Genomic DNA, 22,932 nt, shown 5'->3' with positions numbered 1-22,932 from the left:
TTGTACTTCGGAAAGGTTCTAATAAGCTAACCCAATGACGTCATTCAGAAACCAGATCGCAGCGCGTTAAGCGTTCGCCAAGCTCAGAAGAGGCCGCCGGGTCTTTGAGCCTGCGCGGACAGGGTAGGAATGAAACCGACCGATATCGCGGCCCCCGACTACTTTCACAAAGTGGTCGATTGCCAATGGGCCTGTCCTGCGCACACCCCGGTTCCCGAATACATCCGACTGATCGCACAAGGCCGCTATAGCGACGCCTACATGATCAATTGGAAGTCGAACGTGTTTCCCGGAATTCTGGGACGCACCTGCGATCGTCCATGCGAGCCGGCGTGCCGCCGCGGACGTGTCGAGGAGACGCCGGTCGCGATCTGCCGGCTCAAGCGCGTCGCCGCCGATTTCAAGGACGACATCAAGCAGCGCCTGCCCCGCCCCTCGCCGAAGAACGGCAAACGCGTTGCCTTCATCGGCGGTGGCCCGGCCTCGCTGACGGTGGCGCGCGATCTGGCGCCGCTCGGCTATCACTGCACCGTGTTCGATGGCGATCCTGAAGCCGGCGGCATGATGCGCACACAGATCCCGAAATTCCGCCTGCCCAACTCGGTGATCGACGAGGAGACCGGCTACATCCTGGGTCTCGGCGTCGAATTCAAAGGCGGCCACCGCATCGAGAGCATGAAGTCGCTGCTCGCGGAGAAATACGACGCGATCTTCGTCGGCTCCGGCGCGCCGCGCGGCCGCGAGCTCGACATTCCCGGCCGCAAGGAAGCAGCTGGTAATATCCATATCGGCATCGAGTGGCTGGCCTCGGTCTCGTTCGGCCATATCGACAAGATCGGCAAGCGCGTGATCGTGCTCGGCGGCGGCAACACCGCGATGGATTGCTGCCGCACCGCGCGGCGCCTCGGCGGCGAGAAAGTCACGGTGATCGTGCGCTCCGGCTTCGAGGAGATGAAGGCCTCGCCGTGGGAGAAGGAGGACGCGCTCCACGAGGACATCCCGATCCTCAACTACATGGTGCCGGTTGAATTCAAGCACGTTGCCGGCAAGCTCATCGGCGTCACCTTCCAGCACGTCAAAGCCGAATATGACGCCAAGGGCCGCCGTAACCTCGTGCCGTCGGGCGATCCCGATCAGACCATTCCCTGCGACGACGTGCTGGTCGCGGTCGGCCAGGAAAACGCCTTCCCCTGGATCGAGCAGGATTGCGGCATCGAGTTCGACAAATGGCACATGCCGAAGGTCGATCCCAAGACCTTCGTCTCGACCAATCCGAAAGTGTTTTTCGGTGGCGACGCCGCGTTCGGGCCGAAGAACATCATCTGGGCGGTCGCGCACGGCCATGACGCCGCATTGTCGATCCACAAGATGCTGTCGGGCGAGGACATCACCGAGCGCCCGCTGCCCGATGTGCATGTCTCATCGCAGAAGATGGGCATCCACGAATGGAGCTATGATAACGACATCTCGAACGACAAGCGCTACAAGGTGCCGCATCGCGACAAGGTGATTGCGCTGAAGGACATCCGTGCCGAGGTCGAGCTCGGCTACGACGTCAAGCTGGCGCTGGGCGAAGCCGAGCGCTGCCTGAACTGCGACGTCCAGACCGTGTTCTCGACCTCGCTCTGCATCGAATGCGATGCCTGCGCCGACATTTGCCCAATGGATTGCATCACCTTCACCGGCAACGGTGAGGAAGGCGATCTGCGCCAGCGCCTGAAGGCGCCGTCGCCGCATCCGGACCAGGACCTCTACGTCTCCTCGGATCTCAAGACCGGGCGCGTGATGGTGAAGGACGAGGACGTCTGCCTGCATTGCGGGCTGTGCGCCGAGCGGTGTCCCACCGGCGCCTGGGACATGCAGAAATACTTCATCGAGATGACCCACGCAGGTTCGACATGCCCGACAAAAAGCCGATCAGCAGCGTAAACGACTTCGTCGTCCGCTTCGCCAACGTCAACGGCTCGGGCTCGGCCAGCGCCAACGAGATGTTCGCGCGCGCGATCCTGCGCCACGGCGTTCCGGTGTCCCCACGTAACATCTTCCCCTCCAACATCCAGGGCCTGCCGACCTGGTACGAGGTGCGGGTGACCGAGGACGGCCATCTCGGCGCCCGCGGCGGCGTCGACATGATGGTGGCGATGAACCCGCAGACCTGGGACAAGGACGTCGCCGGCATCGAGCCCGGCGGCTATCTGTTCTACGATTCCACCAAGCCGATGCCGTCGACCAAATTCCGCGACGACATCACCGTGATCGGCGTGCCGCTCACCGCGATCACCAACTCGACCTACACCGATCCGCGCCAGCGCCAGCTGTTCAAGAACATCATCTATCTCGGCGCGCTCTCGGCGCTGCTCGACATGGATCCGAAGCTGATCGAGCAGCTGATCGGCGAGCAGTACAAGGGCAAGGAAAAGCTGCTCTCCTCCAACGTCCACGCGCTGCATCTCGGTCGCGACTGGGCGCTGCAAAATCTCAAATGCCCGCTCGGGCTGCGGGTGAAGAAGTCCGACAAGGTCGGCGACCGCATCTTCATCGAGGGCAACAGCGCCGCCGCGCTCGGCGCCGTCTATGGCGGCGCCACGGTATGCGCGTGGTATCCGATCACGCCGTCCTCGTCGGTGGCGGAGGCCTTCACCGCCCATTGCAAGAAGTACCGGCACGATCCTGAGACCGGCAAGGCGAAATACGCCATCGTCCAGGGTGAGGACGAGCTGGCCTCGATCGGCATCGTCATCGGCGCGTCCTGGAACGGCGCCCGCGCCTTCACCGCGACGTCGGGCCCCGGCATCTCCCTGATGACCGAATTCATCGGCCTCTCATACTTCGCCGAGATTCCGGCCGTCATCATGAACATCCAGCGCGCCGGCCCCTCGACGGGCATGCCGACCCGCACCCAGCAATGCGACATCATCGCCTGCGCCTATGCTTCGCACGGCGACACCAAGCATGTGCTGCTGTTCCCCGAGGATCCCGCCGAGGCCTTCGAATTCGCGGCCGCAGCGTTCGATCTCGCCGAGCGGATCCAGACCACGATCTTCCTGATGCTCGATCTCGACATCGGCATGAATCACCGGCTCTGCCGTCCGCTGAAGTGGGACGATGCCAAGCAGTATGACCGCGGCAAGGTGATGACATCAGAGATGCTGGACGAGGGCCGCGACTTCGGCCGCTATCTCGACGTCGACGGCGACGGCATTCCCTACCGCACCTACCCCGGCACGCACCCGACCAAGGGCTCCTACTTCACCCGCGGCACCTCGCGCGATCGCTATGCGCGCTATTCAGAGGAAGGCTCGGTCTACGCCGACAACATGCAGCGCCTGATGCGCAAATTCGAGACCGCGCAGGACCTGGTGCCGCGGCCGCTGCAGGCCAATGCGGAACGACCGACCAAATACGGTGTGATCTATTTCGGCTCGACCTCGCCGGCGATGGACGAGGCGATCGGCCTGTTGGAAGCGCGCGGGCATCAGCTCGACCGCCTGCGCATTCGCGCCTTCCCGTTCCACTCGAGCGTCGCGAGCTTCCTCGCCGAGCACGATTTCGTCTACGTGGTCGAGCAGAACCGCGACAGCCAGCTCCGCCAGCTGATCGTCAATGAGAACGGCATCGACCCGGTGCGTCTCGTGCCGATCGTGCACTATGACGGCTCGCCGATCACCGCCCGCTTCATCGCAAAAGCCATTGGCGACCACCAGGATCACCTCAAGGTGACCCCGCTCCGCAAGGCCGTGTCATGACCTACATCGCAAAGCCGAAATTCCATCATCCCGGCCTCAAGAAGAACGAGCTCGGCTACACCCATCGCGACTACGAGGGCAAGATCTCGACGCTGTGCGCCGGCTGCGGTCACGATTCGATCACGGCTTCGATCATCGAGGCCTGCTACGAGCTCTCGATCGAGCCGCACCGGGTGGCGAAGATCTCCGGTATCGGCTGCTCCTCGAAGACGCCGGACTATTTCCTCGGCAATTCGCACGGCTTCAACTCCGTGCACGGCCGCATGCCATCGGTCTTGACCGGCGCCAACCTCGCCAACCGCGATCTGATCTATCTCGGCGTGTCCGGCGACGGCGATTCCGCCTCGATCGGGTTCGGCCAGTTCGCGCACTCGATCCGGCGCGGCGTCAACATGACCTACATCGTCGAGAACAACGGCGTCTACGGCCTGACCAAGGGCCAGTTCTCGGCCACCGCCGACCGCGGCTCGAAGTCCAAGAAGGGCGTCACCAACACCGACAACGCCATCGACCTCGTTGCGATCGCGTTGCAGCTCGGCGCCACCTTCGTCGCGCGCAGCTTCTCCGGCGACAAGACCCAGCTGGTGCCGCTGATCGCGGCCGCGATCCGCCACAAGGGCGCGTCCTTCATCGACGTCATCAGCCCCTGCATCGCCTTCAACAACCACGCCGGCTCGACCAAGAGCTTCGATTATGTCCGCGAGCACAACGACGCCGTGAACCGCCTCGACGTGCTGGTCGGCCGCGATCCGATCGCGGTGGACTACGCGCCGGGCACGGTGCAAATGGTCGAGCAGCATGACGGCAGCAAGATCGCGCTGCGCAAGATCGACGCCGACTACGATCCGCATGACCGGCTGGGCGCCCAGACCTTCCTCGCGCGGCACGCCGCCAAGGGGCAGATCGTCACCGGGCTTCTCTACGTCGACCCCGACGCCGAAGATCTGCACGAGCATCTCAACACGGTCGAGACGCCGCTCAACACGCTGGAAGCGGACACGCTGTGCCCGGGCTCGGCGATACTGGACAAGATCAACGCCAGTCTGCGGTGATCATTTGCTCCGCGCCGAAGCCGGCGACCTGACGCGTATCGTGATCTTCTCCGACACGACCGGCGGTTCGAACGGATAGTGCTTGGCGTCGCCGAGCACCAGCTGCAGGGTGTGAGTCCCCGGCGCAAGGTCCAGCATGGTCTCGGTCTGCCCTGCGCCGAAATGCAGGTGCGACTTGTCCTGCGGAATCGGCTCCTTGGGATCGATGGGATCGTTGACGTCGACCAGCAGATGATGATGACCGGCATTCTGGTAATCGTCGCCGGCATGCGTTACGCCCATGTTGCGCAGGCCGAACCGGACCCAGAATCCACCGCGAACCTTCTGCCCATCGTGCGGCGTGATAAAATAGAGTTTTGCGTCCTTTGGCGCCGTCTTTCCCTGCGAGTAGGCTGCGCCCGGGTGCACTGCGATCGCCGTCGCCAGTGCGACACAATGAATGATCTTCATCAAATCCACTCCAGCACTTACGGACTGAGCGCGACGCGGAATCCATGCGTGGGGTAACGAACATTGGTGTCATAACCATCGCGATTGGATGGCCTCACATATCTCGCATCGTTCTTCCACGAGCCCGAGCGCAGGACGTGCGAGCTGCAGTCCCCGCCACTCCATGCCGAGCCGTCAGTGGGTGCGCCCTGATAGGTCCTGTGCCAGCAGTCCTCGACCCATTGGTCGATACCGCCACCCATGTCGTGGAGGCCGAACGGATTCGGTTTGAAGCTGCCGACCTTCGCCGGCTGCTCGGCCGCGAGGTCACCGCAATCCTTGCATCCGGCCATGCCTGGCTGGAGCTTGTCGCCCCACCAATATTTGCTCTGCGTGCCGCCGCGCGCGGCGTATTCCCATTCGGCTTCGCTCGGAAGCCGGTAGGGCTTCATGGTCGCCTGCGCCAGATACCCCGCATATTGCTGCGCGTCGGTCCAGCTCACATTGCTGATCGGCGCATCGTCTTTGCCGGTCGCGGTGAAGCTGCACGCCTTTGCGGCCGCGCATTCGTTCCATTCCCGCACGGTCACCGGATATTTGCCGATCGAGAACGGTTTGACCGTGACCTGGTGAACAGGACGTTCGGTCGGATCGTCATTGCTTCCCATCGCAAAGCTGCCGCCGCGAATGGGGATCATCTCGGGTTCTCGGACCGCCGTCACCGATGGAGCGGATGCCGGAGATGGTGAAGGCGATGCTGCGGGCGATGGCGTCGTTGTGGGCAACGGAGAAGCCGCGGGTGCAGCTTGAGGCGCCGGTACCGCCGGGCTCGGTAACGACGGAACGGATTGCGGCATCGGCGAAGCTGACGGCGCCGCGATCGGAGGAGCGGCAGCCTGTTGCCCGACCTGGCTGCGGTGCTGCACCAGCACGTACCAAAGCACGTAGCCGGCAATCACCAGCAATGCCATGATCAGAAGAAAGAGCAGGATGCTCTCGCGCCGGCCGCGCGTCCTGCCGACTGCGTCTGCGTCCGGCAGCACGCGATAGACGCGCACCGGATCCGTGATGTTCTTGACCTTGCGGTCCCCGAGCGACTCATAGCCGCACACCACCTTGTGCTTGATCTGCTCGTAGATCGCGCCTGAGATATAGACGTGACCGGGCTCGGCGATACCCTCGATACGTGTGGCGATGTTGACTCCGTCGCCGTAGACATCGTCCGGCTCCACGATGACGTCGCCGAGATTGACGCCAATCCGGTATTCGAGCCGTGAATGCTTGGGCAGCGGGGCGTTGCGGCCGATGAGATTCTGCTGGATGACGATGCTGCAGCGAACAGCCTCGACCGGGCTATCGAAGATGGCGATGAAGCCGTCGCCCGTCGTCTTCACCAGAGTGCCATGGTGCTCAACGATGCTGGGCTGGATGATATCCCGCTCGATCCGCTTGACGCGGACATGCGTGCCCTCCTCGTCGGCCTGCATGATGCGACTGTAGGAAGCGATGTCGCCGACAATGATCGCCGCGAGGCGACGAGGCATGGGGCCGTGTGGAGGCGGCCCGTCCTGACTTCCGGGTCTGAAGTTGCGAATTTCGCCCATTGCGGGGGACTCCACAAACCTACAAAGGCAGCCCCAGCTTACGACCGCCAAAGGCGATCGTCTGTGAAGGCTATCACATTGATGAAATGGAGCAATGTCGAAGGACTCGCAGGGATCGAGTTCCGGCAGGCGAAGGCGTCGCATCGGTTGAACCTTCCTCGCCCTCCCGGTGACTAACGCCGTGCCTGGAACTATCCATCCCGCTCCGCGCTGCGATGATCATGTGCGACTTGCGAGGGTTGAACGCGTCGCACCTGGGCCGCGTCTAAAGCCTACAGCTCAACTCCTGCGCTCGAGGCCATCATGAAGCTTTCTCTCCTGACTGCCCTCGCCGTTGCCGCACTCATCAGCGCGGCCCACGCGGAGGAGGCAGACGACATCCGCGAGGCCAGCAAGGCCGAGGCCGAGACCTTCAACACGCGGATGTATGCGGGCACCCCCGGCAACAAGGCCTATGCCTGCTTCGTCCGCCGCTACGATGCGGAGCATCTGGCGCGGCATCCGAAGCAGAAGGTCGCTTCGATGAAGCTGCTGATCTCGGCCGAACTGGACAGGGAAGACAAGGAGCTCCACAATTCCTTCCGCCTCGGCTTCAGGTACCGCCATCGCTCCGGCGATTTCGACTCCAGCGGTTCTTGTAACCACGCCGTATTCACCAAGGACGGCAACGAGGTTCGCCTCGGTTGCGGTGTCGATTGCGAGGGCGGTGGCATCGGCGTTGCACTGTCAAAAGACGACAGATCGGCGATCGTGCGGCTCGAACGAGTCCGGGTCTGGCAGAACAACAAGCCGGATGACGAGGCCGAGCAGTCGCTGGTCGGCGGTGCCGACGACAGGATTTTCCGCCTCGACCGCACCGACAATAGCGAGTGCGCTTCGCTGGTGACCGACCGCAAGGAACTCGCCGCGCTCCGCCACAAATGATGATATGTCTCCGGCGAATTCAGTCCAGTCGAGGGAGATCGCCATGAACCGCCGGAACATCTTGTGGAGCGCAATCTCGGCCCTGGGCGCGGCATTCGGTGCCTCCAGCGCGAACGCCGCGACGGAAGCGGGCACGGGCAACAGACTGAAAGTGGTCTACCATCTCAGCGACGCCGAGAAGGTCAATTTCGTGCTCGGCAACATCCAGAACCACATCGACGGCGTCGGCGGTCCCGATCACGTCACGATCGCGCTGGTGATCCACGGGCCGGCGCTGAAGGCATTCCACTCGGCCCAGGCCAACCCCGACATCAGCAAACGCGTCGGCGAATTCTCCAAGGACGGCGTCGAGCTCGCCGCCTGCGGCAACACGATGAAGGCGCAGAACGTGACGCTCACCGAGCTGTTGCCGGGCTTCGTCAGCGCGGAAAAGGGCGGCGTGGTTCGTCTGGCGGAGCTGCAGTCGCAGGGGTATCTGTATCTGCGGCCGTAGGGCTGCTGCTTACCACACGACAAGTGCACTCCATCCCCCGCCTGCGGGAGGGTGTCTCCGCAGAGGGACAATCCCCTAGAGGAAAAGCCCTCACCCGGCGCGCGGGACGATGCTTCGCATCGCCCGGACGCGCCGACCTCTCCCGCAAGCGGGAGAGGTAAGGCGAAGCTCGCCGTGCCCCTTCCCAACTCATCTTCATCCCGCTTGACTTATCCATAACTCCACGGTTATGAGTTAACCCATAACTTTCTGGTTATGGATCTTCATGTCCCTCGCCCCCGATCTCCTGTTCAGGACGCTCGCCGACCCCACAAGGCGGGCGATCTTCGAGCGGCTCTGCCGCGAGGGAGAGCAGACCGTCGGGGCCCTGACCGTGAGATCCGGCGTTTCCCAGCCGGCGGTCTCGAAACATCTCGGCGCGTTGAAGCTTGCCGGCCTGGTGCGTGACCGCCATGAGGGGCGGCAGACCCACTACAGCGCGCAGCCCGGCGCACTCGATCCGCTGCTCGACTGGACCAGCCAGATGACCGGGTTTTGGCAGAGGCGGCTCGACGCGCTCGACGATCTCCTGAAGAGGATGGACCAATGACTGAAGCTTCGAGCGAAACGCGCTCCGTCGTGATCGAGCGCGAATTCGCCTTTCCGGCCGAACGGCTCTGGCGCGCGCTGACGCAGCCGCATCTGATCGAGGAATGGCTGATGAAGAACGACTTCAAGCCCTCAGTCGGTCATCGCTTCAATCTTCGCGGCGAATGGGGCGGCGTGCTGGACTGCGAGGTGCTCACCATCGAGCCGCAGAAGACGCTCGCCTACACCTGGAATTTCTCGCATGAGGACGCCGCGTTCGACCTCAAGAGCGTCGTGACCTTCACGCTGACGCCGACCGGCGCGGGCACTCACTTACGCGTCGAGCAGGCGGGCTTCAGCCCGACGCAGAAGCAGGCTTACGGCGGCGCCCATGCCGGCTGGAAGCAGTTCCTTGCCAAGCTGGACGAGGTGCTGGCGCGGGGTGAATAGCCCCGGCCGGCCGTATCCATTCCAATCATTTTGAGAAGGAGACCTCAGTGAGTACGGACATGTGGATTCGTCATATCCATCGCTGGCTGTCGATGGCTTTCACGCTCGCCGTCATCGCCAACATCGTCGCCATGACCATGCAGCTCCAGGCGGTCTGGATCGGCTTCCTGGCGCTGGTCCCGCTGATCCCGCTGCTGGCGACCGGGCTCTATCTGTTCGCGCAGCCCTATCTCGGCCGCCGCGGCAACGCGTGATGCGAGGCGAGACGATGAAGAAGGCAGCAGCGGCGAAGAAAAGCAGCACGAAAGACGCGACTGGGCCGTCGCCCTCCAAGCTGATCGACGGCAGGATCAAGGAACTCGGCGACTGGCGCGGCGAAATGCTGGCGCGGGTCCGCGGCCTGATCAAGCAGGCCGATCCTGAAGTCGTCGAGGAATGGAAATGGCGCGGCGTTCCCGTCTGGGAGCACGACGGCATCATCTGCACCGGCGAGACCTACAAGGAAGTGGTGAAGATGACCTTTGCCAAGGGCGCCGCGCTGGACGACCCGGTCGGCCTGTTCAATTCCAGCCTCGACGGCAATGTCCGGCGCGCGATCGACATTCGCGAGGGCGAGAAGATCAACGAAAAGGCGTTGAAGGCGCTGATCCGCGCCGCGGTGGAGCTGAATACGAGCAAGAAGAAGCCGGCGAAGCGCTAAGGCGTAGCGAGTTCAAAGCGAGTTCGGAGGCTCTCTCCGTTCCCTCCCCCCTTGTGGGGGAGGGGCAGGGAGGGCGGTGCGACACGGGGATTCTTTCCGTCGCGCGATCGCACTCGGTGCATCATCAACAACCAGCACCTTTTGCTGGGCTACCCCTCTCCCTAACCCTCCCCCACAAGGAGGGAGGGAACGCACCTCCGCCGGTGCGCTGGTTGAGGCTAACCCATCAGACGTCCGGCACAGCCAGCTACCTCACGCCACTGCCGCCGGGATCGGGCGCGGGCTCACGACGTATTCGCGCATGACCTTGTCGTTGGCATCGACCTCGATCAGCGCGACGTCGTAGGTCCAGAGATCGGCCAGGTGCTGCAGCACCCGCTTGGCATCGGTCTCGTTGAGCTGCGAGCCCTTGATGACGTGGTGGTGCAGGATCAGCCGGCGGTCGCCGGAGAGATCGACGTCGACCACCTCGATATTGGCGTCGATGAAGCCGACATCGTGCTGCCGCGCCAGCTCGCGGCGGACGCGGCGGAAGCCGCGCTCGTCGTGGATGGCGTCGACCCGGATGCCGGCACGCTCCTCGGGATCGTCGTGCAGATGGAACATGCGGAAGTGCCGCATCAGCTTCGGACTCAGGAACTGGGCGATGAAGCTTTCATCGCGGTAGTTGGCCCAGACGTCGCGCAGCACGCCCATCACGTCGCCCTTGCCGGCGATGTCGGGGAACCATTCGCGGTCCTCGTCTTCCGGCTTGGTGACGATGCGCTCAATGTCCTGCATCACGGCAAAGCCGAGCGCATAGGGGTTGAATCCGGAGAAGCGCGGATCGTCGAATTCGGGCTGGAATACTACGTTGGTGTGCGATCCCAGGAATTCCAGGAAATTGCCGTCGGTGATGCGGCCCTGCTCGTGCAGCTTGGTCATGATGCGATAGTGGACGTAGGTCGCCGTCCCCTCGTTCATCACCTTGGTCTGGCTCTGCGGATAGAAATATTGCGCGATGTGGCGGACGATGCGCAGCAGTTCGCGTTGCCACGGCGCCAGTCGCGGCGCACTCTTCTCCAGGAAATAGAGCAGGTTTTCCTGCGGCAGGCCGAGCAGCTTGCGGCGGCGCTCGATGCTGAGCGCGGACCGGCTCTTGGCCGCGCCCTTAGGGATTGTGCGCCAGAGGTCGTTGAAGACCTCCTCCTCGTGCTGGCGACGCCGCCCTGCCCGCTTCTCTTCGGCGCGCAGATCCAGCTTCTTCTTCCCGGGATAGCGGTCGATGCCGTGCGACATCAGCGCATGCGCGGCATCGAGCGTGCGCTCGACCTCGACGCGGCCGTAGCGCTCCTCGCATTGCATGACATACGTCTTGGCGAAGTCGAGATAATCCAGGATGCCGTCGGCGTCGGTCCACTGCTTGAACAGGTAGTTGTTCTTGAAGAAGTGGTTGTGGCCGAAAGCGGCGTGCGCGATCACCAGGGTCTGCATCGTCGCCGTGTTCTCCTCCATCAAATAGGAGATGCATGGCGAGGAATTGATCACGATCTCATAGGCCAGCCCCATCAGGCCCTTGCGATAGGACGCCTCGTGGTAAGCGAATTGCTTGCCGAACGACCAGTGCTTGTAGAACAGCGGCATGCCGACGGAGGAGTAGGCATCCAGCATCTGCTCGGCGGTGATGACCTCGATCTGGTTCGGATAGACGTCGAGCCCGAGATCTTTCGTCGCCACCACCTCGCAGGCATCGGTGATGCGCTGCAAGGTGTGGAAATCCCAATCCGCGCCTTCGAACAATCGTTCCGTCATGGAGCGGCTTTCTCCTGGGCAGTTTCGCGGCGCTGGAATAGATCGTGGAACACCGGGAAGATCTCGCTGCGCTCGCTGACCTTGCGCATCGAGAGCGGTGCGCCGCTGTTGCGCAGGCGGTCGTAAAGGGTCCAGAGCGAGGAGTCGGAGAGATCGAAGGCGCTGCCGCCGGATTCCCCGACCTCGAGATAGGCGAAGAACTGGCAGACCGGCAGGATCTTGTCGGTCAGCAGGAGCCCTGTGAGCTCGCCGTCGGAATAGGAATTGTCGCCGTCGGAGGCCTGTGCGGCGTAGATGTTCCAGTCCGACGGGTTGAAGCGCTCGCGCACGATCTCGTGCATCGCCTGCAGCGCGCTCGACACCAGCGTGCCGCCCGAGGCCGGGCCGTAGAAGAAGGTTTGCTCGTCCACCTCCTCGGCGCGGTCGGTGTGGCGGATGAAGACGATCTCGACGTGCTTGTAGCGGCGCTTCAGGAACACGTAGAGTAGCATGTAGAAGCGCTTGGCGAGATCCTTCATGTGCTCGGACATCGAGCCCGACACGTCCATCAGGCAGAACATCACCGCCTGCGCCACCGGCTTCGGCACCGTCTCGAAGCGGCGATAGCGGATGTCGAGCGGATCGATGAAGGGAATCCGCTTGGTCTTCGCCTTGAGCTTTTCGAGTTGGGCGAGAAGCACCTCGCGCTCGTCCTCGTCGGTGCAGGCAGCGATCGCAGCTTCCAGCTCCTCGATCTCGTCCTTGCGGGGGCGCTTGAGCGCGATGCGGCGGGCGAGCGCCAGCTTCACCGTCCGGCTCACCGAGATGTTGGCGGGCGAGCCCGACGTGGTGTAGCCGGCACGCTGAATGCCCTCGCTCTCGGTCTGCGCGATCTTGCGCTTGGCCAGATCCGGCAGCTCGAGATCGTCGAGGAAAAGATCGACGAACTCGTCGCGAGAGAGCACGAAGCGGAAGGCGTCCTCGCTGTCGCCCTCGCCCGGGCCGGAATTCTTGGCGCTGCCCTGGCCGGAGCGCTGCAGATAGTCGCCCTCGATGAACTTCTTGTTCCCGGGCAGCACCATGTCGCGCGTTCCGCCTTCGCGGCGGAAGCGCGGCTCGTGCATGCCGTCGAGCGGGATCGTGACCTCACCACCCTCCAGGACGTCCTTGATGTCGCGTTCCTGCGAGGTCTTCTTGACGGCGCCCTGCACCAGGGATTTGGCCCGACGCAAGAACCGCTGGCGGTTCTCAAGACTCTTGCCGCCTGGATTCAGGCGCCTGTCAATAATGTGAATGGGCACTTTACCATCCGCCTCAACCGGCCTGCTTCACACGCATGTACCATTCGACGAGCCGGCGAACCTGACGCTCGGTGTAGCCACGCTCCACCATGCGTGCGACGAACTCGCCGTGCTTCTTCTCCGTCTCGCCGTCCTTCTTCGATCCGAAAGAGATGACCGGAAGCAGGTCCTCGACTTGCGAGAATATCCTCTTTTCGATCACGTCGCGAATCTTCTCGTAGGAGGTCCAGGTCGGATTTTTGCCACCGTTCTGGGCTCGCGACCGTAACGAGAATTTGACGACCTCGTTGCGGAAGTCCTTGGGGTTGGCGATGCCCGCCGGCTTCTCGATTTTGGTCAGCTCCTGGTTCAAAAGCTCGCGATCGAGCAGCTGGCCGGTGTCGGGATCCTTGAAGTCCTGGTCCTCGATCCAGGCGTCGGCATAGTCGACGTAGCGGTCGAACAGATTCTGGCCGTAATCCGAGTAGGATTCCAGGTAGGCCTTCTGGATCTCGTTGCCGATGAACTCGGCGTAGCGCGGCGCCAGATCCGCCTTGATGAATTCGAGATAACGCTTCTCGACCTCCTCCGGCAGCTGCTCGCGGCGGATCGACTGCTCCAGCGCGTACATCAGATGCACGGCGTCGGCGGCGACCTCCTGCGGATCGTGGTTGAAGGTCGCAGCCAGGATCTTGAAGGCAAAGCGGGTGGAGACGCCGTCCATGCCCTCGTCGACGCCGGCGGCGTCGCGATATTCCTGGACGCTGCGCGCCTTCGGATCGGATTCCTTCAGGCTCTCGCCGTCATAGACCCGCATCTTGCCGAACAGGGTGGAGTTCTCGTGCTTGCGCAGGCGCGACATCACCGAGAACCGCGCCAGCGTCTCCAGCGTCGAAGGCGCGCAAGGCGCCGACGCGAGCTCGGAGCCCTGGATCAGCTTCTCGTAGATCTTCTGCTCCTCGGTGACGCGCAGGCAGTACGGCACCTTGATGACGCAGATGCGGTCGATGAAGGCCTCGTTGTTCTTGTTGGCCTTGAAGCTCGACCACTCGGCCTCGTTGGAGTGCGCGAGGATGACGCCGGTGAACGGGATCGCGCCGATGTTTTCGGTGCCGATATAGTTGCCTTCCTGCGTCGCGGTCAGCAGCGGGTGCAGCATCTTGATCGGCGCCTTGAACATCTCGACGAACTCGAGCACGCCCTGGTTGGCGCGGTTGAGGCCGCCGGAATAGCTGTAGGCGTCGGGGTCGTTCTGCGCGTAGGTCTCGAGCTTGCGGATATCGACCTTGCCGACCAGCGAGGAGATGTCCTGGTTGTTCTCGTCACCGGGCTCGGTCTTGGAGATCGCAATCTGGCGCAGCCGCGACGGCTGGATTTTTGCGACACGAAACTGGGAGATATCGCCGCCGAAGGCTTCCAGCCGCTTGTAGCACCACGGGCTCATCAGGCCGGTGAGACGACGGCGCGGAATGCCGTATTTCTCTTCCAGCATCGGGCCGAGCTGATCGGGATCGAACAGGCTGAGCGGGCTCTCGAACACGGGCGAGAGTTCATCGCCGGCCTTGAGCACGTAGATCGGATGCACTTCCATCAGTGACTTCAGCCGCTCGGCGAGCGAGGATTTGCCGCCGCCGACCGGGCCGAGCAGATAGAGGATCTGCTTGCGCTCTTCGAGACCTTGCGCCGCATGGCGGAAGAAACCGACGATGCGCTCGATGGTTTCTTCCATGCCGTAGAACCCGGCGAAGGCCGGATAGGTACGGATCGTACGGTTCAAAAAAATACGGCCAAGGCGGGTATCCTTGGCCGTGTCAATCGTCTGGGGGTCACCGATCGCCGCTAGCAGTCGCTCGGCCGCGTTCGCGTATTTCATGGGATCGCTTCGACACGATTCCAGATATTCCGCCATCGACATGTCGTGTTGGCTTCTCGCCTCGAACGACTTAGCGAAAGCGTTGAATAGAGAATCGTTGTACATGATCCCTCTCCGCGTGAGTTCCGCTACAAGCTGAAACGAAAGCAGTTACCGGACCGTTCCTCAGGCCATTTCGAATCAGCGTGAGCACATGACGATCATTGGACACCCGGGTGCAGACACGACGCAATGCACAACGTAGGCACTCGTTGAGTTACGAACAGGCACCTGCACGTATTTTGTGCGAATCTCCGTCTATATTGGCTCATTTCCAGAAAATGTCACTTGGTCGCAACATCCGGGCGTTACCGGGGATGAGTCCATCCGGCGTTGCAGCATAGCGAGCTGCGAGCGGCGATCTTATGACGCTTGTACGGCGAAGCCTTGAGCGCCGCCGCCTTGGTTGCCGCGTTCATCTTCCTGCTGCAATGCGGCGCGCGGAGTGCTGGCAGCGTGACAGTCGCGGCAGGCGCGCAGCAATGTGTCAAAATCGGTCGCCAGGCCGTCCGACAGGATGACGATGCGATCGTTTCGCGCGCAACGGGCCAGATCGCGGATGCCGCAGAGCTGCTGCTGCAAGGCCGGCGTCGGCGTCAGCACGATCATCTTGTGGCCGCGGCTTTCCTCAGCCGAAATCTCTGCAATCGAATCCCACGGCAGAAATTCATTGCCGATGCGGAGATCGCGGATGCCGTAGGGGGTGACGACCACCACCGCCCCCCGTTCGGCGGGCAGCATCCAGATCAGCCGGCAGGTCACCAGGCCGAACAGCCCGACGCCGGCATAGCCGAGCGTCGTGTCGTAGTCGCCCAAACCGTCCCACAAGTCGAAGGCGAGGCTCGCGCTGAGCAGGGTCATCGCAAAGCCCGCCGCGACCAGCAGCCGCAACTGCGTCGCGCATCGCCTGATTTCGAGATCGCGGGATGCGTCGATGGTCATGGCAGATTGCTGGCTGTCGGCGACAGCAAATGCCAGACCTTCAGGATGGGCGTGCATGCTCTTCCCCAGCATGGCCATTCGCGGCCGAACCACGATGCACCAGACGGACCGGAATCCGCTGATGGCACTCCACGCAGCCACTGGCTGACGACGAAGCGGCCGGAGTTACGCAACCAGACCCGGCCGAAGCTTCGGCCAACGACTTTTTACGCAACAACCGCTACTGCCGCCCGGATCGCCATGATCGCGACGGAGTTACACTGGAGGGTATGACGCCTGTACCCTTGATTGGTTCCCTCCCGGGGGCATGTAAGCTAGAGGATAGCGCGCCAGGACCGGCGCGGAAACCCCTCGCCCGCAGGCTTGGAGATAAATAAGCATCATGAATCCCGTCAAAGAACTGGAAAAGCACGGACAAGCCGTCTGGCTGGACTTCCTGGCCCGCGGCTTCATCGCCAAGGGCGACCTGAAGCGGCTGATCGAGACCGACGGCGTCAAGGGCGTCACCTCCAACCCCTCGATCTTCGAGAAGGCGATCGGCAGCTCGGACGAATATGACGCCCCGATCGGCAAGGCGCTGAAGCGCGGCGACCGGACCGTGGCCGATTTGTTCGAGGCCGTCGCGATCGAGGACATCCAGAACGCGGCCGACGTGCTGCGCCCGGTCTATGACCGCCTCAAGGGCGGCGACGGCTATGTCAGCCTGGAGGTCTCGCCCTATCTCGCCATGGACACATCAGGCACGGTCACTGAGGCTCGCCGGCTCTGGAAGGATGTTGGTCGCAAGAACCTGATGGTGAAGGTGCCGGCGACGCCGGAAGGCCTGCCGGCGATCGAGCAGCTGATCGGCGACGGCATCAGCATCAACATCACGCTGCTGTTCTCCAAGGCAGTCTACCTGGAGGTCGCCGAAGCCTACATCGCCGGGCTCGAGAAATACGTTGCAGGCGGCGGCGACCCCTCGCATGTCGCGAGCGTGGCCAGCTTCTTCGTCAGCCGTATCGACAGCGTGGTCGACAAGCAGCTCGACGACAAGATCGCCCGCGCCAACGATCCGTCCGAGAAGGAGCGGCTCGCCGCGCTCAAGGGCAAGGTCGCGATCGCCAACGCCAAGGTCGCCTACCAGGACTACAAGCGCCTGTTCTCGGGTCCGCGCTGGGACAAGCTCGCCGCCAAGGGCGCCAAGCCGCAGCGGATGCTGTGGGCCTCGACCGGCACCAAGAACAAGGATTACAGCGACGTCCTCTATGTCGAAGAATTGATCGGCCCCGACACCATCAACACCGTGCCGCCGGCAACGCTGGATGCGTTCCGCGACCACGGCAAGCCGCGCGACAGCCTGGAGGAGAACGTCGAGGACGCCTACCGCGTGCTGGAAGAGTTGGAGCGCTCCGGCGTCTCGCTCGATGCCATCACCGAGGAGCTCGTCAAGGACGGCGTCAAGCTGTTCGCGGACGCCGCCGACAAGCTCTACGGCGCCGTCGCGCACAAGCGCGCCACGGTGCTTGGGCCCGCGCTCGACCGCCAGTCTCTCTCGCTCGGCGACGGGCTCGGCAAGGCGGTAACCAAGAGCACCGAGGAATGGCGCGCCTCCGCCAAGATCCGCAGGCTCTGGCAGCGTGACAAGTCGGTCTGGACCGGCTCGGACGAGGACAAATGGCTCGGCTGGCTCGACAGCGCCGCCAAGGCCGACGTCGCCGATTACGAGGACTACGCCGGCCGCGTGAAGGGCCAGAAGTTCTCCGACGCCGTCGTGCTCGGCATGGGCGGATCGAGCCTCGGGCCCGAGGTGCTGGCCGAGACGTTCGGCAAGAAGCCCGGCTTCCCGAAGCTGCACGTACTGGATTCCACCGATCCGGCGCAAGTGCGGGCGATGGAGGCCCGGATCGACATCGCCAACACCGTGTTCATCGTCTCCAGCAAATCCGGCGGCACCACCGAGCCGAACGCGATGAAGGACTATTTCCATGAGCGCGTTGCGCAAGCGCTCGGCCCGAAGGCCAAGACCGGCTTCCGCTTCATCGCGGTGACCGATCCCGGCTCGTCGCTGGAGAAGGCCGCCAAGAAGCTGAACTACGCCCGCATCTTCCATGGCGAGCCCTCGATCGGCGGACGCTATTCCGTGCTGTCGCCGTTCGGCCTCGTGCCGGCGGCGACCGCCGGCATCGACGTCAAGACCTTCGTCAAGCATGCGCTCTCCATGGCGCGCTCCTGCGGACCGGACGTGCCGCCGAGCGAAAACCCGGGCGTGCAGCTTGGCCTTGCCATCGGCCTCGCCGGCCTCGACGGCCGCGACAAGGTGACGATCCTGTCGTCGAAGAAGATCGCCGATTTCGGCGCCTGGGCCGAGCAGCTCATCGCGGAATCGACCGGCAAGGAGGGCAAGGGCCTAATCCCGATCGAGGGCGAGCCGCTTGGCGATCCTTCCGTCTACGGCAACGACCGGTTCTTCATCGACATCCGCATCGAAGGCGAAGCGGACGCCGCCCATGACTCCAAGCTTGCCGCGATCGAGGCGGCTGGGCATCCCGTGGTGCGCATCGTGATGAAGTCGATCGACCATCTCGGCCAGGAATTCTTCCGCTTCGAGATGGCGACCGCCGTGGCGGGCTCGATCCTCGGCATCAACCCGTTCGACCAGCCGGACGTGGAAGCCGCCAAGATCAAGACCCGCGAGCTCACGGCGTCGTTCGAGAAGACCGGCGCCTTGCCGGAAGAGCAGCCGGTGATCCGCACCGATGAGGCCGATCTCTATACCGACGAGGCCAACGCGACTGCGCTGCGCGCCGCCGGCGCCAACGGTGACCTCACCTCGTGGCTGAAGGCGCATCTCGGGCGCTCCAACCACGGCGACTACGTCGCCCTGCTCGGCTATATCGCCCGGGACAAGGTGACCATCGACGCGCTCCAGGCCATGCGGTTAGAGGTGCGTGAAAAGCGGCAGGTCGCAACCTGTGCCGAATTCGGACCGCGCTTCCTGCACTCCACGGGGCAGGCCTACAAGGGCGGGCCCGACAGCGGCGTGTTCCTCCAGATCACGGCTGACGATGCCAAGGACCTGGCGGTGCCGGGCCAGAAGGCCAGCTTTGGCGTGATCAAGGCGGCACAGGCGCGCGGCGATTTCGATGTACTCACCGAACGCGGCCGGCGCGCGCTACGCGTGCACCTCAAGGGCGGGCTCAAGAAGGGCCTTGCGGCACTCAATGCAGCGCTCAACGACGCGCTGAACTAAGGGAATATCGCAGATGCAACTCGGCATGATCGGCCTCGGCCGAATGGGCGGCAACATCGTTCGCCGCCTGATGCGCCACGGACATTCGACCGTAGTCTACGACAAGGACGCCAAGGCCGTCGCTGGCCTCGCCGCAGACGGCGCAGTCGGCTCCTCGACGCTCGAAGACTTCATCTCCAAGCTCGAGCGGCCGCGCACGGCCTGGGTGATGCTGCCAGCGGGGCACATCACCGAGACCACGATCGACACCATCGCGGGCGTGATGCAGGCGGGCGACGTCATCATCGATGGCGGCAACACCTTCTGGCAGGACGATGTCCGCCGCGGCAAGGCGCTGAAGGAACGCGGCATCCACTATGTCGACGTCGGCACGTCGGGCGGCGTCTGGGGCCTCGACCGCGGCTATTGCATGATGATCGGCGGCGAGAAGCAGGTGGTCGACCGGCTCGATCCGATCTTCGCCGCGCTGGCGCCCGGCGCCGGCGACATTCCACGCACGGAAGGACGCGAGGGCCGCGATCCCCGCATCGAGCAGGGTTACATCCATGCCGGCCCGGTCGGCGCCGGCCACTTCGTCAAGATGATCCACAACGGCATCGAATACGGCCTGATGCAGGCCTATGCCGAAGGTTTCGACATCCTCAAGAACGCCAACATCGAGGCTCTCCCGGCAGATCACCGCTACGATTTGGATCTCGCCGACATCGCCGAAGTGTGGCGGCGCGGCAGTGTGATTCCTTCCTGGCTGCTCGACCTCACCTCGACTGCGCTCGCCGACAGTCCGGCGCTCACGGAATACTCCGGCTTCGTCGAGGATTCCGGCGAAGGACGCTGGACCGTCAATGCGGCGATCGACGAGGCCGTGCCGGCCGAAGTCCTCACCGCGGCGCTCTACACACGTTTCCGTTCCCGCCAGGAACACACCTTCGCCGAAAAAATTCTCTCCGCGATGCGCGCCGGTTTTGGCGGCCACAAGGAGCCGAAGCAACCGGGCGCGGCGAAGCCCAAATAAGAGCTCAGTAAGCGCACCCAAGCGAAGGCCGACAATTCGTGACAAAAGACCCGCAAGTAAAGCGCAAGCCGGAAAATTGCGCCTTCGTCATCTTTGGCGTGACCGGAGACCTCACTCATCGGCTGGTGATGCCGTCGCTCTACAATCTGGCGGCCGAGCATTTGTTGCCGGAAAAGTTCTGCGTCGTCGGCGTGGCCCGCAGGGGGCAGTCGGATGACGAACTGCGCAACAGCCTGTTGAAGGGACTGCGCCAGTTCGCGACCCGTCCCGTGGACGACGACATCGCAAGGAAGCTGCTGGAATGCGTGACCTTCGTCGAGGCCGATCCGAAGGATCCGCCGTCGTTCGATCGCCTGCGCGAGCACCTGGATTCGCTGGAATGCGCGCAGGACACCGGCGGCAACCGGCTGTTCTATCTGGCAACGCCGCCCACTGCGTTCGCACCGACGGCGCGCGAGCTCGGCCGCACCGGCATGATGAAGGAGAACGGCGCCTGGCGGCGGCTGGTGATCGAAAAGCCGTTCGGAACCGACCTCGCCTCGGCCAAGGCGCTGAACGCCGAGTTGCTGAAGATCATGGACGAGCACCAAATCTACCGGATCGATCATTATCTCGGCAAGGAGACCGTGCAGAACATCCTGGTGCTGCGCTTTGCCAACGGCATGTTCGAGCCGATCTGGAATCGCAACCACATCGATCACATCCAGATCACCGTGGAAGAGAAGCTCGGCGTCGGTCATCGCGGCGGCTTCTATGATGCCACCGGCGCGCTGCGCGACATGGTGCCGAACCATCTATTCCAGCTGATGTCGCTGGTCGCGATGGAGCCCCCAGCGCGGTTCGACGCGCATTCGGTGCGCTCCGAGAAGGCCGACGTGCTCACGTCGATCCAGCAGCCAAGCCAGGAAGAGGCGCTGAGAAATTCGGTGCGCGCGCAATATCTGGCAGGCCGCATCGGCGACGACGCGATCACGGATTATCGCAAGGCCGAGGACGTCAAGCCCGGCAGCACCACCGAGACCTTTGTCGCGCTGAAGCTGATGATCGACAATTGGCGCTGGGCCGGCGTCCCCTTCTATTTGCGCACCGGCAAGGCCCTGGGCCACAAGCGCACCGAGGTCGCGATCAAGTTCAAGCAGGCGCCGCTGTCGATGTTCTCAGGCACGACCGTGGATCGCCTGTCGCAGAATTTTCTCACCATCGGCATTGCGCCGACCGAGACCATCGAGCTGCAGTTCAACGCCAAGATCCCGGGGCCGAGCGTCACCATCGACGGCGTCGAGATGAAATTCCGCTATGGCGATTATTTTCGGGCCGATCCCTCGACCGGCTACGAGACGCTGATCTACGACTGCATGATCGGCGACAACATCCTGTTCCAGCGCGCCGACGGCATCGAGGCCGGATGGCAGGCGGTGCAGCCGTTCCTGGACGCCTGGAAAAGCGCGGGCACCAACGGCATCGAGACCTATGAAGCCGGCAGCGACGGCCCGGCCTGCGCCGACGAGTTGCTGCGGCGCGACGGGCGAAGCTGGCGGAAATTTTCGTGATGGCGGCGGCCGGACTGCCGGAGCTGATCGTCGCGGCCGACGCCGGGGCGCTGGCGCAAGCCGCAGCCGAACGGGTGATGGCGCGGATCACGGCCAACCCCTCCCGCATCGCGATCTGTCTCACCGGCGGCTCCAGCCCGAAGACGCTCTATCAATTGCTCGGCAGCGACCCCTGGCGCGGCAAGATCCCATGGGACCGGGTGCACTGGTTCATCGGCGACGAACGTTTCGTGCCCGAGAGCGATCCCCTCAACAACATGGCGGTCGCGCGCGCCACCTTTCTCGACCGCAATGCGCCGTCCGGCCATATCCACCCGATCCCGACCACGGCTGACAATCCGGACCGAAGCGCCGAAGCCTATGCGCGCGAGCTGCAGGCCTTCTACGGGTCTGTAAGTCTCGATCCGGCGCGGCCGTTGTTCGACCTCGTTCTGATGGGCGCCGGTCCCGACGGCCACACCGCCTCGCTCTTCCCGGGCTTCCCCGAAATCGAGGAGACCCAACGCTGGGTCGTCGGGGTGCCCAAGGCCAATGTCGCGCCTTTCGTGCCGCGGGTCTCGCTCACTTTGCCCGCTCTGGCCTCCTGCCGCGAAATGCTGTTCGAGATTGCCGGGCACGACAAGCAGCCGATCTTGACGCGCCTCCTCAATGGCGAGACTCTGCCGGCCTTACGCGCGCGCTCGAATGGTGAGACCGTCTGGCTGGTCGACAGGGCCGCGCTTCCGGAGGGAATTCGTGGCGGGCGTTGAAGCATCTTGTGCATTGATCGTGATGGGCGTGTCGGGTTCGGGCAAGAGCACGGTTGCGGAAGCACTCGGCGAGCGGCTCGGCTGGCGCTTCGAGGACGGCGACAGCTTTCATCCCGCCAGCAATGTCGAGAAGATGCGGGCCGGCCATCCCCTCACCGACGAGGACCGCTGGCCCTGGCTCAACGCCATCGCCGACGAAATCGCACGGGTTTGCGGCAAGGGCGGGCACATCATCATCGCCTGCTCGGCGCTGAAGCACACCTATCGCGACGTGCTGCTGCGTGGACGCGACGACGTCCGCTTCGTGTTCCTGAAGGGAACCAAGGAGCTGATCGCCGAACGGCTCGCGCAGCGCAAGGGTCATTTCATGCCGCCTGGGCTACTGACGAGCCAGTTCGACACGCTGGAGCCGCCGGAGGCGGGCGAGCACGTCATCACCGTCTCGATCGACGAAACCGTCGAAGCGATCGTGGACGGCGTGGTGCGGCAGCTGAAGCTGGGCGGGGCGAAGCGCTGAGAC

General features: G+C 63.5%; 20 protein-coding genes. 14 read left to right on the top strand and 6 right to left on the bottom strand.

The window, feature by feature from the left end:
• Positions 1-129: 129 nt before the first annotated feature.
• The 3 genes from RAD04_RS23030 to RAD04_RS23020 are packed head-to-tail and all read left to right on the top strand — an operon-like array spanning position 130 to position 4,798.
• Complete coding sequence (locus RAD04_RS23030) at positions 130-1,929, top strand: FAD-dependent oxidoreductase (RefSeq protein WP_461625596.1); 1,800 nt, start codon at positions 130-132, stop codon at positions 1,927-1,929.
• Positions 1,899-3,746, top strand: a complete 1,848-nt coding sequence (locus tag RAD04_RS23025) for a 2-oxoacid:acceptor oxidoreductase subunit alpha (protein ID WP_461625595.1) — start codon at positions 1,899-1,901, stop codon at positions 3,744-3,746. Before RAD04_RS23030 ends, RAD04_RS23025 begins: the two co-directional genes overlap by 31 nt.
• Positions 3,743-4,798, top strand: a complete 1,056-nt coding sequence (locus RAD04_RS23020) for a 2-oxoacid:ferredoxin oxidoreductase subunit beta (RefSeq protein ID WP_461625594.1) — start codon at positions 3,743-3,745, stop codon at positions 4,796-4,798. The genes RAD04_RS23025 and RAD04_RS23020 overlap by 4 nt, the downstream gene beginning before the upstream one ends.
• Here RAD04_RS23020 and RAD04_RS23015 read toward each other — a convergent pair whose 3' ends face one another.
• Complete coding sequence (locus RAD04_RS23015) at positions 4,799-5,248, bottom strand: DUF4399 domain-containing protein (RefSeq protein WP_091966351.1); 450 nt, start codon at positions 5,246-5,248, stop codon at positions 4,799-4,801. It abuts the gene before it with no gap.
• A gap of 17 nt (positions 5,249-5,265) precedes the next feature.
• Positions 5,266-6,831 (bottom strand): SUMF1/EgtB/PvdO family nonheme iron enzyme, encoded by a 1,566-nt coding sequence (locus tag RAD04_RS23010; protein ID WP_461625760.1) that lies wholly within the window; start codon positions 6,829-6,831, stop codon positions 5,266-5,268.
• Between the two features lie 303 nt (positions 6,832-7,134).
• Here RAD04_RS23010 and RAD04_RS23005 point away from each other — a divergent pair, with 303 nt between their 5' ends.
• The 6 genes from RAD04_RS23005 to RAD04_RS22980 all read left to right on the top strand — a co-directional run bounded on the left by RAD04_RS23005 (position 7,135) and on the right by RAD04_RS22980 (position 9,965).
• On the top strand, positions 7,135-7,755 hold the full coding sequence (locus RAD04_RS23005; RefSeq protein ID WP_461625593.1) for a hypothetical protein: 621 nt from the start codon (positions 7,135-7,137) through the stop codon (positions 7,753-7,755).
• A gap of 43 nt (positions 7,756-7,798) precedes the next feature.
• Positions 7,799-8,248: a DsrE family protein gene (locus RAD04_RS23000; protein ID WP_461625592.1), complete on the top strand. Its 450-nt coding sequence runs from the start codon at positions 7,799-7,801 to the stop codon at positions 8,246-8,248.
• A gap of 265 nt (positions 8,249-8,513) precedes the next feature.
• Entirely contained in the window at positions 8,514-8,837 is a 324-nt protein-coding gene (locus RAD04_RS22995) for an ArsR/SmtB family transcription factor (RefSeq protein WP_028145658.1), read from the top strand.
• A complete protein-coding gene (locus RAD04_RS22990; RefSeq protein WP_028145659.1) occupies positions 8,834-9,265 on the top strand; it encodes an SRPBCC family protein in 432 nt (143 codons plus the stop codon). Before RAD04_RS22995 ends, RAD04_RS22990 begins: the two co-directional genes overlap by 4 nt.
• 59 nt (positions 9,266-9,324) lie before the next feature.
• Positions 9,325-9,519, top strand: coding sequence for a hypothetical protein (locus RAD04_RS22985; protein WP_461625759.1), 195 nt, complete (start codon positions 9,325-9,327; stop codon positions 9,517-9,519).
• Positions 9,520-9,533: 14 nt separating this feature from the next.
• A complete protein-coding gene (locus RAD04_RS22980) occupies positions 9,534-9,965 on the top strand; it encodes a DUF1801 domain-containing protein (RefSeq protein ID WP_461625591.1) in 432 nt (143 codons plus the stop codon).
• 252 nt (positions 9,966-10,217) lie between these two features.
• Here RAD04_RS22980 and RAD04_RS22975 read toward each other — a convergent pair whose 3' ends face one another.
• The 4 genes from RAD04_RS22975 to RAD04_RS22960 form a co-directional block, all read right to left on the bottom strand.
• Complete coding sequence (locus RAD04_RS22975) at positions 10,218-11,756, bottom strand: SpoVR family protein (RefSeq protein WP_461625590.1); 1,539 nt, start codon at positions 11,754-11,756, stop codon at positions 10,218-10,220.
• Positions 11,753-13,030 carry a YeaH/YhbH family protein gene (locus tag RAD04_RS22970; protein WP_461625758.1) on the bottom strand — a complete coding sequence of 426 codons (1,278 nt, stop codon included), beginning with the start codon at positions 13,028-13,030 and terminating at the stop codon, positions 11,753-11,755. The genes RAD04_RS22975 and RAD04_RS22970 overlap by 4 nt, the downstream gene beginning before the upstream one ends.
• Positions 13,031-13,049: 19 nt before the next feature.
• On the bottom strand, positions 13,050-14,993 hold the full coding sequence (locus tag RAD04_RS22965) for a PrkA family serine protein kinase (protein ID WP_461617645.1): 1,944 nt from the start codon (positions 14,991-14,993) through the stop codon (positions 13,050-13,052).
• 297 nt (positions 14,994-15,290) lie between these two features.
• Positions 15,291-15,947, bottom strand: a complete 657-nt coding sequence (locus RAD04_RS22960; RefSeq protein ID WP_461625589.1) for an STM3941 family protein — start codon at positions 15,945-15,947, stop codon at positions 15,291-15,293.
• A gap of 304 nt (positions 15,948-16,251) precedes the next feature.
• On the opposite strand from RAD04_RS22960, the gene RAD04_RS22955 reads away from it, so the two are divergent.
• Genes RAD04_RS22955 through RAD04_RS22935 form a run of 5 tightly spaced genes read left to right on the top strand, consistent with a single transcriptional unit; the run spans position 16,252 to position 22,929 of the window.
• On the top strand, positions 16,252-19,101 hold the full coding sequence (locus RAD04_RS22955; RefSeq protein WP_461625588.1) for a bifunctional transaldolase/phosoglucose isomerase: 2,850 nt from the start codon (positions 16,252-16,254) through the stop codon (positions 19,099-19,101).
• 13 nt (positions 19,102-19,114) lie between these two features.
• Entirely contained in the window at positions 19,115-20,113 is a 999-nt protein-coding gene (gene gnd, locus RAD04_RS22950) for a phosphogluconate dehydrogenase (NAD(+)-dependent, decarboxylating) (RefSeq protein ID WP_461625587.1), read from the top strand.
• A gap of 38 nt (positions 20,114-20,151) precedes the next feature.
• Positions 20,152-21,663 (top strand): glucose-6-phosphate dehydrogenase, encoded by a 1,512-nt coding sequence (gene zwf, locus RAD04_RS22945; protein WP_461625586.1) that lies wholly within the window; start codon positions 20,152-20,154, stop codon positions 21,661-21,663.
• A complete protein-coding gene (gene pgl / locus RAD04_RS22940) occupies positions 21,663-22,412 on the top strand; it encodes a 6-phosphogluconolactonase (RefSeq protein WP_461625757.1) in 750 nt (249 codons plus the stop codon). Before zwf ends, pgl begins: the two co-directional genes overlap by 1 nt.
• Positions 22,399-22,929: a gluconokinase gene (locus tag RAD04_RS22935; protein WP_461625585.1), complete on the top strand. Its 531-nt coding sequence runs from the start codon at positions 22,399-22,401 to the stop codon at positions 22,927-22,929. Before pgl ends, RAD04_RS22935 begins: the two co-directional genes overlap by 14 nt.
• The last annotated feature ends 3 nt before the right edge of the window (positions 22,930-22,932 follow it).

Source organism: Bradyrhizobium sp. 25ACV, from assembly GCF_054863005.1.
Note: the sequence above shows the minus strand (reverse complement) of the source record. Positions and strands in the feature narration are given on the sequence as shown.

Coding starts and splice junctions, on each gene's coding strand:
- RAD04_RS23030 (WP_461625596.1), top strand. CDS start 130: ATGAAACCGACCGATATCGCGGCCCCCGACTACTTTCACAAAGTGGTC.
- RAD04_RS23025 (WP_461625595.1), top strand. CDS start 1,899: ATGCCCGACAAAAAGCCGATCAGCAGCGTAAACGACTTCGTCGTCCGC.
- RAD04_RS23020 (WP_461625594.1), top strand. CDS start 3,743: ATGACCTACATCGCAAAGCCGAAATTCCATCATCCCGGCCTCAAGAAG.
- RAD04_RS23015 (WP_091966351.1), bottom strand. CDS start 5,248: ATGAAGATCATTCATTGTGTCGCACTGGCGACGGCGATCGCAGTGCAC.
- RAD04_RS23010 (WP_461625760.1), bottom strand. CDS start 6,831: ATGGGCGAAATTCGCAACTTCAGACCCGGAAGTCAGGACGGGCCGCCT.
- RAD04_RS23005 (WP_461625593.1), top strand. CDS start 7,135: ATGAAGCTTTCTCTCCTGACTGCCCTCGCCGTTGCCGCACTCATCAGC.
- RAD04_RS23000 (WP_461625592.1), top strand. CDS start 7,799: ATGAACCGCCGGAACATCTTGTGGAGCGCAATCTCGGCCCTGGGCGCG.
- RAD04_RS22995 (WP_028145658.1), top strand. CDS start 8,514: ATGTCCCTCGCCCCCGATCTCCTGTTCAGGACGCTCGCCGACCCCACA.
- RAD04_RS22990 (WP_028145659.1), top strand. CDS start 8,834: ATGACTGAAGCTTCGAGCGAAACGCGCTCCGTCGTGATCGAGCGCGAA.
- RAD04_RS22985 (WP_461625759.1), top strand. CDS start 9,325: ATGTGGATTCGTCATATCCATCGCTGGCTGTCGATGGCTTTCACGCTC.
- RAD04_RS22980 (WP_461625591.1), top strand. CDS start 9,534: ATGAAGAAGGCAGCAGCGGCGAAGAAAAGCAGCACGAAAGACGCGACT.
- RAD04_RS22975 (WP_461625590.1), bottom strand. CDS start 11,756: ATGACGGAACGATTGTTCGAAGGCGCGGATTGGGATTTCCACACCTTG.
- RAD04_RS22965 (WP_461617645.1), bottom strand. CDS start 14,993: ATGTACAACGATTCTCTATTCAACGCTTTCGCTAAGTCGTTCGAGGCG.
- RAD04_RS22960 (WP_461625589.1), bottom strand. CDS start 15,947: ATGGCCATGCTGGGGAAGAGCATGCACGCCCATCCTGAAGGTCTGGCA.
- RAD04_RS22955 (WP_461625588.1), top strand. CDS start 16,252: ATGAATCCCGTCAAAGAACTGGAAAAGCACGGACAAGCCGTCTGGCTG.
- gnd (WP_461625587.1), top strand. CDS start 19,115: ATGCAACTCGGCATGATCGGCCTCGGCCGAATGGGCGGCAACATCGTT.
- pgl (WP_461625757.1), top strand. CDS start 21,663: ATGGCGGCGGCCGGACTGCCGGAGCTGATCGTCGCGGCCGACGCCGGG.